This window comes from Microbacterium sp. NPDC058062 (assembly GCF_042885375.1).
Taxonomy (GTDB): domain Bacteria; phylum Actinomycetota; class Actinomycetes; order Actinomycetales; family Microbacteriaceae; genus Microbacterium; species Microbacterium trichothecenolyticum_C.
This window is the reverse complement of the sequence record NZ_JBHVSC010000003.1, coordinates 73,327-88,550: the sequence shown is the minus strand read 5'-3', so window position 1 is coordinate 88,550 and position 15,224 is coordinate 73,327. Positions and strand designations below refer to the sequence as shown.

At 70.4% G+C, this 15,224-nt stretch carries 14 protein-coding genes; 11 read left to right on the top strand and 3 right to left on the bottom strand.

Going from position 1 to position 15,224, the window contains the following annotated elements; genetic code table 11:
- Positions 1 to 2: 2 nt before the first annotated feature.
- The 4 genes from ACFVSU_RS09625 to ACFVSU_RS09610 are packed head-to-tail and all read left to right on the top strand — an operon-like array spanning position 3 to position 5,601.
- Positions 3 to 1,568, top strand: coding sequence for an ABC transporter substrate-binding protein (locus ACFVSU_RS09625; protein ID WP_387141546.1), 1,566 nt, complete (start codon positions 3 to 5; stop codon positions 1,566 to 1,568).
- 57 nt (positions 1,569 to 1,625) lie between these two features.
- Complete coding sequence (locus tag ACFVSU_RS09620; RefSeq protein ID WP_387141544.1) at positions 1,626 to 2,567, top strand: ABC transporter permease; 942 nt, start codon at positions 1,626 to 1,628, stop codon at positions 2,565 to 2,567.
- Entirely contained in the window at positions 2,564 to 4,735 is a 2,172-nt protein-coding gene (locus ACFVSU_RS09615) for a dipeptide/oligopeptide/nickel ABC transporter permease/ATP-binding protein (RefSeq protein WP_387141541.1), read from the top strand. The genes ACFVSU_RS09620 and ACFVSU_RS09615 overlap by 4 nt, the downstream gene beginning before the upstream one ends.
- A complete protein-coding gene (locus ACFVSU_RS09610) occupies positions 4,732 to 5,601 on the top strand; it encodes an ATP-binding cassette domain-containing protein (protein WP_387141538.1) in 870 nt (289 codons plus the stop codon). The genes ACFVSU_RS09615 and ACFVSU_RS09610 overlap by 4 nt, the downstream gene beginning before the upstream one ends.
- Positions 5,602 to 5,609: 8 nt before the next feature.
- Here ACFVSU_RS09610 and ACFVSU_RS09605 read toward each other — a convergent pair whose 3' ends face one another.
- Positions 5,610 to 6,521 (bottom strand): LysR family transcriptional regulator, encoded by a 912-nt coding sequence (locus tag ACFVSU_RS09605; protein ID WP_387141535.1) that lies wholly within the window; start codon positions 6,519 to 6,521, stop codon positions 5,610 to 5,612.
- Positions 6,522 to 6,676: 155 nt separating this feature from the next.
- Here ACFVSU_RS09605 and ACFVSU_RS09600 point away from each other — a divergent pair, with 155 nt between their 5' ends.
- The 5 genes from ACFVSU_RS09600 to ACFVSU_RS09580 are packed head-to-tail and all read left to right on the top strand — an operon-like array spanning position 6,677 to position 12,124.
- Positions 6,677 to 7,222, top strand: coding sequence for a quercetin 2,3-dioxygenase (locus ACFVSU_RS09600; protein WP_387141533.1), 546 nt, complete (start codon positions 6,677 to 6,679; stop codon positions 7,220 to 7,222).
- 8 nt (positions 7,223 to 7,230) lie between these two features.
- On the top strand, positions 7,231 to 8,013 hold the full coding sequence (locus ACFVSU_RS09595; RefSeq protein ID WP_387141530.1) for an alpha/beta hydrolase fold domain-containing protein: 783 nt from the start codon (positions 7,231 to 7,233) through the stop codon (positions 8,011 to 8,013).
- A gap of 1 nt (position 8,014) precedes the next feature.
- On the top strand, positions 8,015 to 8,968 hold the full coding sequence (locus ACFVSU_RS09590) for a nucleoside hydrolase (RefSeq protein WP_387141527.1): 954 nt from the start codon (positions 8,015 to 8,017) through the stop codon (positions 8,966 to 8,968).
- The gene (locus ACFVSU_RS09585) at positions 8,965 to 11,196 is read left to right on the top strand and encodes a family 78 glycoside hydrolase catalytic domain (RefSeq protein WP_387141524.1); all 2,232 of its coding nucleotides are present in this window, start codon (positions 8,965 to 8,967) and stop codon (positions 11,194 to 11,196) included. The genes ACFVSU_RS09590 and ACFVSU_RS09585 overlap by 4 nt, the downstream gene beginning before the upstream one ends.
- Before the next feature lie 13 nt (positions 11,197 to 11,209).
- Positions 11,210 to 12,124 carry an alpha/beta hydrolase fold domain-containing protein gene (locus ACFVSU_RS09580; RefSeq protein ID WP_387141521.1) on the top strand — a complete coding sequence of 305 codons (915 nt, stop codon included), beginning with the start codon at positions 11,210 to 11,212 and terminating at the stop codon, positions 12,122 to 12,124.
- Between the two features lie 7 nt (positions 12,125 to 12,131).
- Here the strand turns inward: ACFVSU_RS09580 and ACFVSU_RS09575 are convergent, their stop codons facing one another.
- Positions 12,132 to 12,941 carry an IclR family transcriptional regulator gene (locus ACFVSU_RS09575; RefSeq protein ID WP_387141518.1) on the bottom strand — a complete coding sequence of 270 codons (810 nt, stop codon included), beginning with the start codon at positions 12,939 to 12,941 and terminating at the stop codon, positions 12,132 to 12,134.
- A 39-nt stretch (positions 12,942 to 12,980) separates the two neighbouring features.
- Positions 12,981 to 13,538 carry a carboxymuconolactone decarboxylase family protein gene (locus tag ACFVSU_RS09570; RefSeq protein WP_387141515.1) on the bottom strand — a complete coding sequence of 186 codons (558 nt, stop codon included), beginning with the start codon at positions 13,536 to 13,538 and terminating at the stop codon, positions 12,981 to 12,983.
- 92 nt (positions 13,539 to 13,630) lie between these two features.
- Between ACFVSU_RS09570 and ACFVSU_RS09565 the strand changes: the two genes are divergently transcribed.
- Both ACFVSU_RS09565 and ACFVSU_RS09560 read left to right on the top strand, forming a co-directional pair.
- Positions 13,631 to 14,413, top strand: coding sequence for an SDR family NAD(P)-dependent oxidoreductase (locus ACFVSU_RS09565; protein WP_387141512.1), 783 nt, complete (start codon positions 13,631 to 13,633; stop codon positions 14,411 to 14,413).
- Between the two features lie 25 nt (positions 14,414 to 14,438).
- Positions 14,439 to 15,224 carry an SDR family NAD(P)-dependent oxidoreductase gene (locus tag ACFVSU_RS09560; RefSeq protein WP_387141509.1) on the top strand — a complete coding sequence of 262 codons (786 nt, stop codon included), beginning with the start codon at positions 14,439 to 14,441 and terminating at the stop codon, positions 15,222 to 15,224.

The following is a 15,224-nucleotide window of genomic DNA, read 5'->3' as shown; positions in this document are numbered from 1 at the left end:
GGATGTCCCGACTCACCACAGCACGTGGCGCCGCCGTCATTGCGGCCGTCGCCGTATCAGCCCTCGCACTGGCGGGCTGCAGCGGCGCCGGCGATCCCAGCCAGACCGGCGGTGCGGCCGACACGTCGAAGCTCGTCATCGGCCTCGACTCCGACCAGGCCGCGCTCGGGTACGACCCCGTCCGCTATGGCAGCGGGCAGCGCTTCTTCTTCGAGGGGATCTACGACTCGCTGTTCCTGCTCGACGAGGACGGTCAGGTCGTCCCCGATCTCGTCACCTCGTTCGAGTACAACGAAGACAACACCCAGCTCACGCTGGACCTCGACACCAGTGCGACCTTCGACGACGGCACGGCGTTGAGCGCCGATCTCGTGAAGGAGAACCTCGACGCGCGCGGCAACCCGGATCTGTCGGCGTACAACGGGTTCGCCACCGGCGGGCAGAACGAGATCTCGGACGTGACCGTCGTCGACGACGACACCGTGACGCTCACGTTCGCGGCGCCGCAGCCGGGCTTCGAGGCGAACCTCGTGCTGCCGGCAGGCGCGATCGTCGGGCCGACGGGCGCCGCCGACCGCTCCACGCTTGACACGACCCCGGACGGCTCGGGACCCCTCACCGTCGACGAGGAAGCCACGGTCAAGGGCAACTCGTACCTGCTCGTGAAGAAGGAAGGCAGCGACGCAGCCGCCGACTACCCCTTCGACTCGTACGAGTTCCGTCCGATCCTCGACCCGCAGGCCCGCGTCAACGCGGTGATCTCGGGCGAAGTCGACCTGGCGAACATCACTTCCGACACGCAGACTCAGGTGGAGTCCGCGGGCGTAGGGCTCGTCGCCAACGGCGGCACGGTGCAGAACATCATCGCGTTCGACAAGACGGGTGCGCTCGGTCCCCAGTGGGCCGACCCCCGTGTCTACCAGGCGCTCTCGATGGCGATCGACCGCGAGGCGTTCGTCAAGGCGATCCACCCGGGCGAGCTGCCCACGGCGAACGCGCTGCCCGCCGACAACCCGGGCTACCTGCCCGAGCTCGACGAGGAGTACGCCTACGACCCGGAGGCCGCCAAGGACCTCCTCGCCGAGGCGGGCTACCCGGACGGCTTCGACTTCACGTTCACGATCTCGGCACAGAGCCAGCGTGACCTCGAGGCGCTCCAGCCGTACTGGGAGGAGATCGGCGTCAACATGACGCTCAAGAACGCCGCCTCCACGGAGGAAGTGTTCGCCGTCGTGCAGACCGAGCCGCTCGGTGGACCGATTCCGCTGACGTGGACCAACCCGCTCGGCAACGTGTTCGGGGTGCTGTTCGGCTTCGCGAACTTCCACGGCGCGGACAACCCCGAGATCAAGGCCGCCGCCGGCGCGTACGGCGCGGCGGCGGGCGACGAAGCGGCGCAGACCGCGGCTCTCAAGGACCTCAACCGCGCGATCGTCGACTCGGGTTGGCTCATCCCGCTGTTCGAGCAGCTGGCGCCGTGGGCGTACAACGCGAAGAAGGTCGCCGAGCCGACGTTCCCCGGCGCCGAGGCCTTCCCGATCCTGGCCTCCATCCAGCCCGCATCCTGATCCGACGGCGGTGCCGGCGACCCGCGTCGCCGGCACCGCCCGTCAGGGAGAGTTCTGATGCTCATCTTCATCCTGAAGCGCGTCGCCTGGGGCATCGCGACGCTGCTGATCGCATCGTGGATCGCGTTCATGCTCGTCCACCTCTCGGGATCGACGCCCGGCGGCGTAGCCCTCGGGCAGTCGGCCACGCCTGAGCAGGTGACCGCGTACAACGAGTCGATCGGCTGGTACGACCCCTGGATCCAGCAGTACTTCGCCTGGGTCGCGCAGGTGCTGCAGGGCAACCTCGGCACATCCCTCATCGACGGGCGTCCCATCGGCCCCGACATCGCCAAGCGGCTCCCCGTGACCGCCGCGCTCGCCGTCTTCGGCACCCTCGTCGCCGCCCTCATCGGCGTCGTGATGGGCGTCATCGCGGCGGTGCGCCGCGGAGCGGTCGACAAAGCCATCACGGCGACCTCCGGCATCCTGCTCTCCGTCCCGGCCTTCTGGGTCGGAGTCCTGCTCGTCTACGTCTTCGCCGTCCAGCTGCGGCTGCTCCCCGCGACCGGGTTCGTGCCGTTCGCGAACGACCCTGCCGCCTGGGCGCGCTCCCTCGTGCTGCCCGTCCTCACGATCGCGATCACCTCGGCCGCCGGCATCGCCCGGCAGACGCGGGCCTCGATGTCGGAGTCGCTCGCGCAGGAGCACATCCGCACCCTCCGCGCCGTCGGCACGCCGACGAACCGCATCATCTACGTCCACGCGCTGCGCGGAGCGAGCCTCCCGATCCTCGCAAGCGTGGCCGTCATGTTCATCGTCCTGTTCAGCGGCTCTGTGGTCATCGAGGTGCTCTTCGCCCTGCCGGGCATCGGTCAGGCAATGCAGAGCGCCGTCGGCTCCGCCGACCTCCCGTTCGTGCAGGCGCTCGTGCTCGTCGCGACCCTCGTGGTCGTGATCGTGAACGTGGCGCTGGAACTCCTCAACCGGACCCTCGACCCGAAGCTGCGTGCCTCATGACCGTCTCGACGACTTCGATCGTCCGCCCCCGCCGCTCGGAGCGGAAGCTGCGCCTGCGCGTGCTGCGCTCGCCGGCCGCCGTCATCTCGATCATCTGGCTCGTCGGGCTCGTTCTCGCGTCGCTCACCTCGCCGCTGTGGCTACGCTACGGCCCGCTCGAGCAGGACCTCTCCGTAGTGCTGCAGGGGCCCTCGCTCGCGCACCTCCTCGGCACGGACGAGCTGGGCCGCGACATCCTCTCGCGTCTGGTGACCGCCGCCGCCCCGACGATCTTCATCGGACTCGTGGTGCCGATCGTCGCGGTGCTGGTCACCATCCCCATCACCCTGTGGGCGGCTCGGAGCCGGCGCGGCGAAGGGGCGATGAACCAGGTCAGCGAGATCGTCCTGTCTCTGCCCGGAACCGTCATCATCCTGGCCTTCATCGCGGCGGTCGGCACCAACATGCCGCTCGTGATGGCGGCGTTCGGTCTGCTGCTGTTCGGCGCGATGTACAAGATCTTCTTCGGCCAGGCGAAGTCGCTGCACACGCAGCTCTACGTCGAGGCCGCCGCGATCGACGGCGTCCGGCCGATGCGCGCCAGCATCCGCCACGTGCTGCCGAACATGTCGACGACCGTCATCGTGCAGTTCGTCCTGCTCTTCGGCGTCGGCATCGGGATGCAGGCCGCGCTCGCGTTCATCGGACTCGGGCCCCAGCCGCCCGAGCCGACCTGGGGCGGCATGATCCAGACCGCGTCGCGCTTCATCTTCCAGCAGCCTTGGATGATGGTGCCGACCGGCGGCATCCTCGCGCTCACGCTCATCGCCGCCAACTCCCTCGCGGACGTGCTCGCGGGCGGCACGGCCGTTCCGCCACCGCTCGTCGCCCTCCGTCGCCGCCTGCGACGCGCGCCGGCGACCGAGGTCGCCGTGTCCGCCGTCGCCGACGATCTGCCCGCCGTGGGGCGGACCGACGACACGGCCCCCGAATCCCTCGACATGATGGCGGATGCCTCGTACCCAGGGTCGAACGCCGACCCGCTGCGCGACGCGGAAGCGCAGGTCGACGTCATCGCCCTCGACGATCTGCCGTCCGACGCGGTGTCGGGGCCCACCTCCGGGCCGGCGTCGCCGGGCGCCTCGACGAGCCACGAGCGGCTCGCGAACGACGATCACGGGCTGGTCGTCGAGGATCTCGTGATCGGCGTCGACGGCGGCCCCGCCCTCGTGACCGGCGTCTCGATGCGGGTCCGCCCGGGCACCGTCATGGGGCTCGTCGGCGAATCGGGCTGCGGCAAGAGCGTGACGTCCTACGCGCTGCTGGGTCTGCTCGCACCGGGACTCTCGGTGCGCTCGGGGCGCATCGGCTGGCGCGGCGCGGATCTCGCCGGGGCCGGTGAGAAGACCCTCCAGAGGGTGCGCGGCCACGAGATCGCCTTCATCTCGCAGGAGCCGACGCGAGCGCTCGATCCCATGTTCACGGTCGGCGCGCAGCTCGCAGCGGCGATCCGGCGCCTGCGCGGCGTCGGACGGGGCGAGGCCAAGGGGATCGCCGCCCAGCTGCTCACCGACGTCGGCATCGTCGATCCGCCGCGCGTGCTGAAGAGCTACCCGCACCAGATCTCGGGCGGCATGGCCCAGCGCGTCGCGATCGCCCTCGCCCTGAGCGGCACGCCGAGCCTGCTCGTCGCCGACGAGCCCACGACAGCCCTCGATGTCACGATCCAGGCAGAGATCCTGGCGCTGCTGCGCGGACTCATCGCGGAACGCGGGATGTCGATCATCATCGTGACCCACGACCTCGGTGTCGTCGCCGACCTCTGCGACGACGTGTCGGTCATGTACGCGGGCGAGATCGTCGAGACCGGCACCGTGCGCGATGTGCTGCTGCGGCCCGAGCACCCGTACACCATGGCGCTGCTGGCGGCCGATCCGCACGCGATCCTCGATCTCGAAGGGACCGCGCGTCTCGCGTCGATCCCCGGTCAGGTGCCGCTGCCGGGTTCGTGGACGACCGGGTGCCGCTTCGCCCAGCGCTGCCGCTTCGCGCGCGACGAGTGCCTCGTGACGGTGCCGCTCGACCCGCGCGCCCAGGGTGAAGGCGGAGTCCGCTGTGTCCGCAGAGACGAGGTGCAGGGCCGCCAGGACGAATGGCGACTGCCCATGACGACAGGAGCAGGACGATGAGCGCCCCACACACGGTCTCCGTCGGCGTGCGAGCCGCGGATGCGCCGCTGCTCGAGGTGCGCAACCTCGTCGTGCGCTACGGCAAGAACGGCCCGGCCGCGGTCGACGACGTCTCATTCACCATCGCCCGCGGTGAGACGCTGGGGCTCGTCGGCGAGTCCGGTTCGGGAAAGACGACGATCGGCCGCGCGATCCTCGGCCTGCAGCCGGTGAGCGGCGGGCAGATCCTCTTCGAGGGGCGCGACATCACGCGCGCGAGCGTCGCCGAGCGTCGCGCGCTGCAGGGCGACCTGCGCGCGGTGTTCCAGGACCCGTTCTCGTCGCTCAACCCGCGCCGGGTGATCGGCGACGCCCTCACGGAGCCGCTCCGGGTGGCCGGCGTCGGGCGCGAGGAGCGCGTGCGACGCGCGAACGAGGCGCTGGCATCGGTGGGACTTCCCGCCGGCTCGTACGACCGGTACCCGCGGCAGTTCTCCGGCGGGCAGCGGCAGCGGATCGCGATCGCGCGAGCGCTCGTCACTGACCCCCGTCTTGTCGTGTGCGACGAGGCGGTGAGCGCGCTCGACCTGTCGACGCAGGCGCAGGTGCTGAACCTCCTCGCCGAACTGCGTACCGGCGCCGATCTCGGCTACCTCTTCATCGCTCACGACATGGCGGTCGTCGAGTTCCTCGCACAGCGGGTCGTCGTGCTCTATCGCGGCAAGGTCATGGAGCAGGGAGCCACGGCCGATGTCATCCGCAACCCGCAGAGCGACTACACGCGCGTGCTGATGGCCGCCTCGCCGGTGCCCGATCCCGACGAGCAGGCGCGTCGCCGTGAGGTCTGGCAGAAGCTGCGGGCAGATGCGAAAGCGGCGGTCGGCTGACCGGCGGCCTAGTGAAGTGTCGCGTCGACGAGGGGCGAGAGTTCCTGCGCCGTCTCGCGGAACGTCCTGACCATGGGGTTGGGCGAATCGCTGAGGCTGCACAGCACGATGGTCGCCGGCTCGATGTCGGAGATCGGCACGAACGCGAGCTCGTCGCGGCGGTACTGGCGTGACGCGGACTGTCCCGCGATGTTCACCCCCGCCCCCGCTGCGACGAGCTCGAAGAGCCCGTCGACGCTGTCGGCGGTCGGGCCGCGTCGGGGCCGCGTCCCGTCCGGGCGCGGGTCGACGATCCACCAGTTCACGACTTCGGGAACGCCGCCCGCGACCGCGACGAACACCTCGTCGTTGGTCTCGACGATGGTGACCGACTCCCGTTCGGCGAGGGCGTGATCGGCGGGGACGACGAGTACCCGCGGCTCGCGCCACAGCGGCTCGACGCGGATCCGCGGGGGCAGCACCATCGGCGACGGCGCGAACACGACATCGACCCGCCCGGCTTCGAGCTCGGAGGCGACGTCGAAGAATCCGAGCCGCCGCATCTCGATCCGCGCCTGGGGGATCGCCTGCATCGTCGCGGTGATCGCCGCCGTCGTCAGGGCGCCGGCGCCCGCGGCCACCACACCGACGCGCAGGAGCGGGGTGCGCTGATCACGGCGCACCGACTGCGCCCAGGCGAGGAGCTGGTCGTGGTCGTCCTGCACGCGGCGGGCGAGTGGAAGCAGGTCGCGCCCGTAGCCGGTGAGCTCCACTTTGCGGGGGCTTCGATCGAACAGTTTGACGCCGACCTGCTGCTCGAGCCGGCTGATCTGCTGGCTCAGCGACGGCGGGGTGATGCTGAGCCGTTCGGCCGCACGGCCGAAGTGCAGCTCCTCGGCGAGCACGCAGAAATACCGGATCACGTGGATAGGCACGTCCATGCTCGAATCTTAGTCTCAGGCTAACGCCGGGTAGGGATGTCGAACTTCCTCAGGGTGCGGAACCTCGTGAGACTTGAGGCATCTGGAACGGTCGATCGGAATGACCCGATGTTCCCGTCTGCCTAACGGCACCGCTGTCTTACATGGAGGTAAGCATGACCACTTTCGCCGCTGACGACCCCGACAAGGTCGCGTTCGCCGGAATCCTGCCCGCGGCCCCGAAGCCCTACGTGATCGGCAACGGGCAGGGTGAGAAGTCGCTCGTCTTCGACCAGCTCTTCGAGATCCTGGTCTCGGGAGACGAGACGGACGACCAGTACGGCGCGTGGACGATGAAGGCGCGTCAGGGGGACCGCATCCCCGCCCACACGCACCTCCAGACGCACGAGTTCTTCTACGTCGTCGACGGCGAGATCTCGGTGTGGATGGACGATCAGGCGGACTACCACTCCAAGACCACGCTCACCACGGGCGACTTCGCCTTCGTGCCGGCGAACATCGTCCACGCGTTCAAGATCGAGAACACCACGACGGTGTTCGGCGCCGGCACGGCGGGCTTCGAGCGGTTCTTCCACGCGATCGGCCAGAAGACCGACCTCGACGAGCCGCAGGGCGTCTACGTGCCGGACTTCTCGATCATGCGCGCCGCCGGCGAGAAGTACGCCACGGTCTTCATGCCCGAGTTCCGCTTCCGCGACTGACCTCCCGCGTGTCATCGCTGCTCGAGGTCGACTTCGCCCAGCCGGAGGGCTTCCGGCCGCTGTCGCTCGACCTGCGTACGCCGGAGTCCGCCGGGGCGCCCCTCATCGTGTTCCTGCACGGTGGGGGGTGGCAGCGCGGCAGCCGCAAGGTCTTCACACCGGGGATCGGCGTCAGCCAGTCCTTCGATCGCATCGTCGCGGCCGGCTTCGCGATCGCGTCGTGCGAGTACCGGCTGAGCGGAGAAGCACGGTTCCCCGCGCAGTTGGACGACGTCGATGCCGCGATCCAGTGGCTGGGGACTCACGCGGCCGATTACGGAGTGGATGCCTCGCGCCCGGTGCTGTGGGGAGTCTCGGCGGGCGCGACGCTCGCTGCGCTCACGGGGCTCCGTCGCCCTGATGTGCGCGGCGTCGTGGACTGGTTCGGTCCCGCCGATCTCTTCTCGATGGCGGAACACGACATGGGCGATCCGCCCGCTGACACCCGCGAGGCCCGGTGGATCGGCGGCCCCGCGGCGCAGCATCCCGTGATCGCCCGTGCAGCGAGTCCCGCCCACCAGGTGCACGCCGGCGCTCCGCCGTTCCACATCGCGCACGGCACCGCCGACGAGCACGTGCCGTTCGCGCAGAGCGAGGCGCTCGCTGAGGCGCTCCGAGGCGTCGGAGCGGACGTCGAGCTCCACACCGTCGCGGGCGGAAAGCACTTCTGGCAGGGGCTCGACGACCCGTCCGCGGTGTTCGACGCCGCGATCGACTTCTGCTCGCGCGTCACACGTTCACAAGGAGACTGAAGTGACAGACCCCACCCGAACGGGCGATGCCGGCGCTCCGCGCGCTCGCGTCATCCTCGACAACGACTTCGGAGGAGATCCCGACGGACTCTTCCAGCTCGCGCATCACCTGCTGAGCCCTTCGGTGCACGTCGCCCTGATCGTCGCATCGAAGATCCCTGACTCGTTCGCCGAATTCGACCCGGGCGTGGTGGAGCGCGGGGTGATCGCAGCCGATCGCATCGTCGAGATGCTCGGTCGCCCCGAACGCGCTCTCGCCGGCGCCGAGACCGGCTTGCGCGCCGGGGTCACGCCGCCGCTCACCGACGCGGCGCGGGCGATCATCGCGGAGGCGCTCCGCGATGATCCGCTGCCGCTCTTCTACTGTGCGGGCGGAGGGCTGACGGACCTCGCCACGGCGTATCTCCACGAACCCGGCATCGCGGATCGAGTGACGCTCGTCTGGATCGGCGGCCCGGGCTATGACCCCGCGCATGCGGAGGAGTCCCGCCCGGCGGAGTTCAACACGACCATCGACCCTGTCGCCGCGGGTGTGGTCTTCGCGTCTTCGATGGCCATCTGGCAGGTCCCCGAGACGACGTACGAGCAGTGCCTCATCACCTGGGCCGAGCTCCACCGCCACGTCGCGCCGCTCGGACCTCTCGCGGCACATCTCGTCGAATGCCTCGATACCTTCACGGCGACGATGTCCGAGATGCTCGGGTTCAACCGGGGCGAGACGGTCGTCCTCGGCGACAGCCCACTCGTCCTGCTGACTGCCCTCCGCGGGCCCTTCCGCGTCGAGCCGTCGTCGTCGCCGTCGTCTCTGCAGCCACGGCGTGCGATCAGAGAAGACGCCGCCTACGGCGACCTGCTCGTCGGTGCGCCGCCCGTTCGCGTCTTCACCGCCCTCGACACCCGGCTCATGTTCGGCGACCTGGTCGCGAAGCTCACAGAAGTGGGAGAGAACGCATGACGAACGCCATGATGATCGCGCCCGATCATCCGACCGAGGCGGCGCCCCTCCTGCGTCGCGAGTTCGCACTCGACGCCGGACACGGGACGGTGGAACATGCGACACTGCGCACGTCGGCCCAGGGGATCGTCGAGGCGTGGGTCAACGGCATCCCGTCCTCCGACGAACTGCTCGCACCGGGATGGACGAGCTACGAGTGGCGCACCCGACTCGTCGAGCACGATGTCACGACGGCGGTCGCCGAGCAGATCGTCGTCGCTCTGCGGCTCGGGAACGGCTGGTACCGCGGCTGGCTCGGCTTCACCGGTCAGCGGGCGGTGTACGGAGACGAGCGCGCGGGGTACGCCGAGCTCGAGATCCGCTTCGCCGACGGTCACGTTCAGCGCGTCGGCACCGACCAGTCGTGGCGCGCCGGAACCGGCGAGGTTCTCGCCGACGACCTCTACAACGGCGAGACGATCGACGCCCGCCTGCGGGACGACTCCTGGCAGCGTCCGGGATTCGACGACGCGCAGTGGGATGCCGTGCACGCGGTCGATGTCGACCCGGGCCGCCTCGTCCCCCGAACCTCACCGCCCGTCCGGCGGCTGGGTGAGCGGGCCGTGGAACGGGTCTGGACCTCGCCGTCGGGCCGGACCCTCGTCGACTTCGGTCAGAACCTCGTCGGGTTCGTGCGGGTGCGGGTCTCGGGTCCGGCCGGCAGCGAGATCGTCCTTCGTCATGCGGAGGTGCTCGAAGGCGACGAGCTCGGCACACGCCCGCTGCGGCGCGCAGAGGCGACGGACCGATTCGTCCTCAGCGGCGGCGACGACGTGTTCGAGCCGACGCTCACCTTTCACGGGTTCCGCTACGCGGAGATCACCGGCTGGCCGGGCGAGCTCGACCCCGAGGCGCTGACCGCCGTCGTCGTCGGATCCGACATCCGCCCCATCGGGACGTTCGCGTGCTCCGACGCACTCCTGAATCAGCTGCACAGCAACGTGGCGTGGGGGATGAAGGGCAACTTTCTGAGCGTGCCGACGGACTGCCCGCAGCGCGACGAGCGCCTCGGCTGGACGGGTGACCTCGCGGTCTTCGCACCGACGGCGGCATTCCTCGGCGATGTCGAGAGCTTCCTCGCGGACTGGCTCATCGACACCGAGCTCGAGCGGCAGGCGACGCCGTTGAAGACCGTGCCCGTCGTGGTGCCGAACGTCATGAAGCACCTCGAGACGGGATTCCCCGAACCCGGCGCCACCGCCGTCTGGGGAGACGCCGCGGTGTGGGTGCCCTGGTCGCTGTGGACCGCGTACGGCCACGAGCAGACGCTCCGCGACGCCTACCCCCTCATGGCCGCTCACGTGCGCAGCGTCGAGGCGGTGCTCGCACCCGACGGTGCGTGGGACTCGGGGTTCCAGTTCGGGGACTGGCTGGACCCGGACGCGCCCGCCGATGACCCGGGCAAGTCCAAGGCGCCGGCAGAGGTCGTCGCCACCGCGAGCGCGTTCCGCAGCGCCGCGCTGGCCGCCGACGCGGCCACGGTGCTCGGCGAGGAGGCGGACGCGGCGGAGTTCCGCGCGCTGCGCGATCGCATCGGTGCGGGCTTCCGCGCTCGGTACGTTCACGACGGGCGCGTCGAGAGCGACAGCGCGACGGCCTATGCGCTCGCGATCGTGTTCGGCATCCTCGACGATGCCGACGTGCCCCGCGCCGGCGATCGGCTGGCGGCGCTCGCGCGCGAGGCGGGGCACCGCATCAGCACCGGATTCGCGGGGACCCCGTTCATCCTCGACGCGCTGACCGCGACCGGCCACCTCGACGATGCGTACGCGCTGCTGCTGCAGCGTGAGGTGCCGTCGTGGCTCTACCCCGTGACGATGGGCGCCACCACGATCTGGGAGCGCTGGGATTCGATGCTGCCCGACGGCAGCGTCAACCCGGGCGAGATGACGAGCTTCAACCACTACGCGTTCGGAGCCGTCGCCGACTGGATGCACCGGTCGATCGGGGGCATCGCGCCGCTCGAGGCGGGCTACCGCCGCATCCTGGTCGCACCGCAGCCGGGCGGCGGGCTCACGTGGGCTCAGGCGAGCCTCGAGACGCCGCACGGCCACGTCGCCGTTCGCTGGGACGCGGATGCCGAGCACGGGCTTCGCGTGCGCCTCGAGGTGCCGGCGGGCACCGAGGCCGTGCTGCGGATCCCCGGTCGCGCCGACGAGACACTGGCCCCCGGCATCCACACCCGATGAGAGGAACATGCAGATGACCGAGATCCACGACGTCGCCCTCACGGGCGGCGGGCACGACTTCCGCGTGCGCGTGTACCCCGCGGCCGAGCCGAACGGCGCGCTGCTGGTCTGGCTGCACGGCGGAGCCTTCATGTTCGGCGATCTCGAGATGCCGGAGGCCGACCACGTCGGTCGCCGTCTCAGCGACGGCGGCATCACCGTCGTCTCGGTCGAGTACACGCTCGCGCCACTCGATGCGCTGGAGTCGCTCGGCCCGCCCGAGCCAGGCCTCGACATCCCGTCGCCCGACGAGATCCGCGCCGCAGCAGAGGCCGCGGGGCCGCGGGCGAGGTTCCCCGTCGCGTCGCTGCAGATCGTCGCGGCCTTCGACTGGGCCGTCGCGAACGCGGGTGAGTACCGTGCGGACCCGGGTCGCGTGTCGCTCGGCGGGGCGAGCGCGGGCGGCAACCTGGCCACAGGCGCTGCGATGCGGCTTCGCGACCGAGCGACCTCGGTGCCCGCTCTTCTGGCCCTCGTCTACCCGGTGCTGCATGCACCGCTGCCGGCGGCGGGAGCGGAGCTCGAGTCGCTGCTCGAAGGGCTGCCGCCGTTCCTGACGTTCCCGCCCGAGTCCACCCAGGCGATCAACGCGAATTATCTCGGGGGCGCGACCGACGACGAGGGCTACGCATTCCCCGGAGGACACGACCTCGCCGGCCTGCCGTCGACGCTCATCGTGAACGCCGACCGCGACCGCTTGCGGGCATCGGGTGAGGCGTTCGCCGCGGAGCTCGCACTCGCCGGTGCCGACGTCAGGCTCGTCCGTGAGCGCGGCGCGATGCACGGCTTCCTCAACGAGGTCGGCGACACGGCCGCCGACAGGACGCTCGGGCTGCTCGCGGGCGCCGTCGCCCACGCGCGACCCGTTGCCGTCGCGCGGGCGGTGTGACGGGCGATCAGGTGGCGCGGAGGAGCCGCGAGATGTCGTCCGCCGTCGCCCGCAGGCGATCGAGGATCGGTCCGCGCAGCGAGGCGAGGTCATGACGCTGCGTCGACACCGCGATGTTGATCGCGGCGGCGGGCTTCGCAGCGTCCCGTCCGAACACGGGCACCGAGACCGAGCGCAGACCGGCCGCGACCTCCTGATCCTGCAGCGAATAGCCCTGTTCGCGGATGACGGCCAGGCGCTCGCGCAGCTCGTCGAGCGACGTCGCGGCGTTGGGCCCGGCATCCGTCCCGAACTCGTGAGCGGCAAGCGCCGCGGCGAGCTCCGCGTCGCTCAGGTAGGCCAGCAGGAGCTTGCCCATCGAGGTGTAGGCGGCGGGCAGGGTCGACCCGACCTGGATGTTCGCGGTCACGAGGTCCGAGTTGCGCAGGCGCGCGAGGTACAGCACCTGGTCGCCGACGAGCACGCCGAGGTTGACGGTCTCACCGGACTCCTCGGCGAGGTGGCGCAGCGGCTGCTCGCTGAGCTGGACGAGGCTCGACCCGCGCAGTGCGGCCGAGCCCAGCAGCAGCACGGCGACGCCCGGACGGATGGCGCCGTCGGCCAGGCGCTCGAGGTAGCCGCCCTCTTCGAGGGTCGCGACCACCCGGAAGGCGGTCGGCATCGGGATGCCCGTGCGCTCGCTGATGTCGCGGAGCTTGAGCGACGTGACGGACTCGTCGAAGAGCCGCAGGACGTCGAGTCCTTTCGCGAGCGCCTCGATGCGATAGCGGCTCGGCGACTTCTCGGCGGACTCGCTCGGGGTCTCTTCGGCTTTCATCGTGTGAAACCGTATCTCTCGGTCCGGAGGCGTGCAATCTCAGCCAGCGACGCGGAACACGCGCAGCTGCAGGGCGAGGGTGGCGTAGTAGCCGACGAGCGTCGTGAGCTCGAACACGACGGCTGCGCCGAGGGCGGCGGATGCCGCGTCCCAGAGTCCGTCGTCGAGATCGCCGCCGACCAGCTGGAGGGTGACGGCGGCGACGAGGCCTTCGTCGCCGTCGAAAGGCGTGATGTCGCCCGCACGGAGCGCGGTCAGCTCGGCGTCGCCGAGCCCCGCAGCGGCGCCCACCGCCTCGTGGGCTTCGCGCTCGAAGGCGCTGTCCCAGTGGGCCGCCACGAGCAGGATCGCGATCTCGCGCGCGCGATCGGTGAGCGCACCCCGGTAACGGATGGCGGAGCCGACCTGCTGGAGCGCACCGCCCAGGTCGGGGGCGAGCAGGAGGGCGTTGAAGGGGCCGCGGAGCGAACCGTCGGGCCTCGTCAGCGCGAAGTGCTGCGTCCCCTGGGCGCGCGGCCCACCGGCGATCGCGCCGTACAGATCGGCCTGCGCGGGCGAGAACTCCTCGGGGCGGAGCGGGGGAACGCGGGGCGGCATGTGTCTCCTCCATTTGACGAATCGCTGGGATCAGCCTACATTCAATCAACGAAAGTCGCTTTCACCCAATGAACTCGATTGCGAGAGACGTCATGGCAGACACCCTCCACGCCGCCAAAGCCGCATGGCTCGGACTCGATGGCGCGCGCGTGCTCGTCGCCGGAGCCGGCGGGATCGGCGGCGCGTGCGCCCTGGCGTACGCCGAGGCCGGGGCATCCGTCGCCGTCGTCGACCGCGATCAGCGCGCGCTGGATGCGATCGGCGCCGACCTCGACGCGACGGGGGCGCGGTACGCGCTGATCCAGGCCGACCTCACCGAGCACGGCGCGGGGGAGCGGGTCGTGGCCGACGTCGTCGAAGAGTTGGGCGGCCTCGACGTGCTGCTCCATGCCGTCGGCATCAACGACCGGCGTCCGATCCTCGAGTTCACCGAGGACGAGTGGGACCACATCCTGCGGGTCAACCTGTCGTCCCTCTTCGGGCTGGCGCAGGCAGCCGGCCGCCACATGGTCGCGCAGGGCCACGGCCGCGTGCTCGCGCTGTCGAGCGTCTCCGGACTGCTGGCCCACCACTCCCACGGCCCTTACGCGGCTTCGAAGGGCGGGATCAACCAGCTCCTGCGGGTCATGGCGCGCGAGTGGGCCGCGTCGGGGGTCACGGTGAACGCCCTGGCGCCGGGCTACATCGAGACGCCGCTCACCGCGGGCGAGCTCGCCAAACCCGGCAAGCGCAAGGATCTCGAGAGCCTCGTCCCGGCCGGCCGTCTCGGCACGCCCGACGAGCTCACCGGCCCGGCGCTCTTCCTGTCCTCACGGCATGCCGGGTTCGTCACCGGTCATGTCATGTACATCGACGGCGGACGCACGCTCGTCTGAGCGCGCTCGACGAATGGAGAACCCGATGACCGACCCCCAGATCTTCCCCCGCTTCGCCGGAAAGACCGTGCTCGTCACCGGTGCCGGCACCGGTTTCGGCGCCGAGATCGCCGTCCGCGCCGCACAGGAGGGCGCGAAGGTCGCCGTTCACTACCGCTCGTCGAAGGCGGGTGCCGAAGCGACCCTCGAGCGCATCCGCGAGGCCGGCAGCGACGGCATCCTGGTGCAGGCCGACATCGGCTCGTGGGATCGGATCAAGCGCATGGCCGACGAGGTGTGGGCCGCATTCGGCACCCTCGACGTGCTCGTCAACAACGTCGGCGACGTCTCGAGCGAGCAGATGAACTGGGACGAGCTCACGCAGGAGGCCCTCGACGCCGTCATCGACATCGACGTCAAGGGCACGCTGCTCATGACGCACGAGTTCGGCGAGCGGATGCTGGCGCAGGGCCACGGCAACATCGTGCAGGTCGGTTCGACGGTGATCGTGCGCGGCTCCGCGCGGGCGCCCCAGTACGCCGCGGCGAAGTACGCGATCCTCGGCATCACGAAGTCCTACGCCAAGGCCTTCGCCCCGGCGGTGCGCGTCAACACGTTCGCGCCCGGGTTCATGGAGACCGAGCGTCTGCTGAATCGCGAGGACTGGAAGAACGGACGCCGCGAGGTGCTGCTGTCGCAGACGCCGATGGGCGTCATCCCGCCCCCCGAGTTCGTGACCGGCGCGTGCCTCTGGCTCGCCACCGACGAGGCGGCGCACCTGACCGGCGGATACATGCTCGCCGACGGCGGCTTCAACATGGTCGGCGCCTGA

Bases quoted from the DNA above. Each gene is read 5' to 3' on its own strand.
- ACFVSU_RS09625 (WP_387141546.1), top strand. From the start codon at position 3: ATGTCCCGACTCACCACAGCACGTGGCGCCGCCGTCATTGCGGCCGTC.
- ACFVSU_RS09620 (WP_387141544.1), top strand. From the start codon at position 1,626: ATGCTCATCTTCATCCTGAAGCGCGTCGCCTGGGGCATCGCGACGCTG.
- ACFVSU_RS09615 (WP_387141541.1), top strand. From the start codon at position 2,564: ATGACCGTCTCGACGACTTCGATCGTCCGCCCCCGCCGCTCGGAGCGG.
- ACFVSU_RS09610 (WP_387141538.1), top strand. From the start codon at position 4,732: ATGAGCGCCCCACACACGGTCTCCGTCGGCGTGCGAGCCGCGGATGCG.
- ACFVSU_RS09605 (WP_387141535.1), bottom strand. From the start codon at position 6,521: ATGGACGTGCCTATCCACGTGATCCGGTATTTCTGCGTGCTCGCCGAG.
- ACFVSU_RS09600 (WP_387141533.1), top strand. From the start codon at position 6,677: ATGACCACTTTCGCCGCTGACGACCCCGACAAGGTCGCGTTCGCCGGA.
- ACFVSU_RS09585 (WP_387141524.1), top strand. From the start codon at position 8,965: ATGACGAACGCCATGATGATCGCGCCCGATCATCCGACCGAGGCGGCG.
- ACFVSU_RS09580 (WP_387141521.1), top strand. From the start codon at position 11,210: ATGACCGAGATCCACGACGTCGCCCTCACGGGCGGCGGGCACGACTTC.
- ACFVSU_RS09575 (WP_387141518.1), bottom strand. From the start codon at position 12,941: ATGAAAGCCGAAGAGACCCCGAGCGAGTCCGCCGAGAAGTCGCCGAGC.
- ACFVSU_RS09570 (WP_387141515.1), bottom strand. From the start codon at position 13,538: ATGCCGCCCCGCGTTCCCCCGCTCCGCCCCGAGGAGTTCTCGCCCGCG.
- ACFVSU_RS09565 (WP_387141512.1), top strand. From the start codon at position 13,631: ATGGCAGACACCCTCCACGCCGCCAAAGCCGCATGGCTCGGACTCGAT.
- ACFVSU_RS09560 (WP_387141509.1), top strand. From the start codon at position 14,439: ATGACCGACCCCCAGATCTTCCCCCGCTTCGCCGGAAAGACCGTGCTC.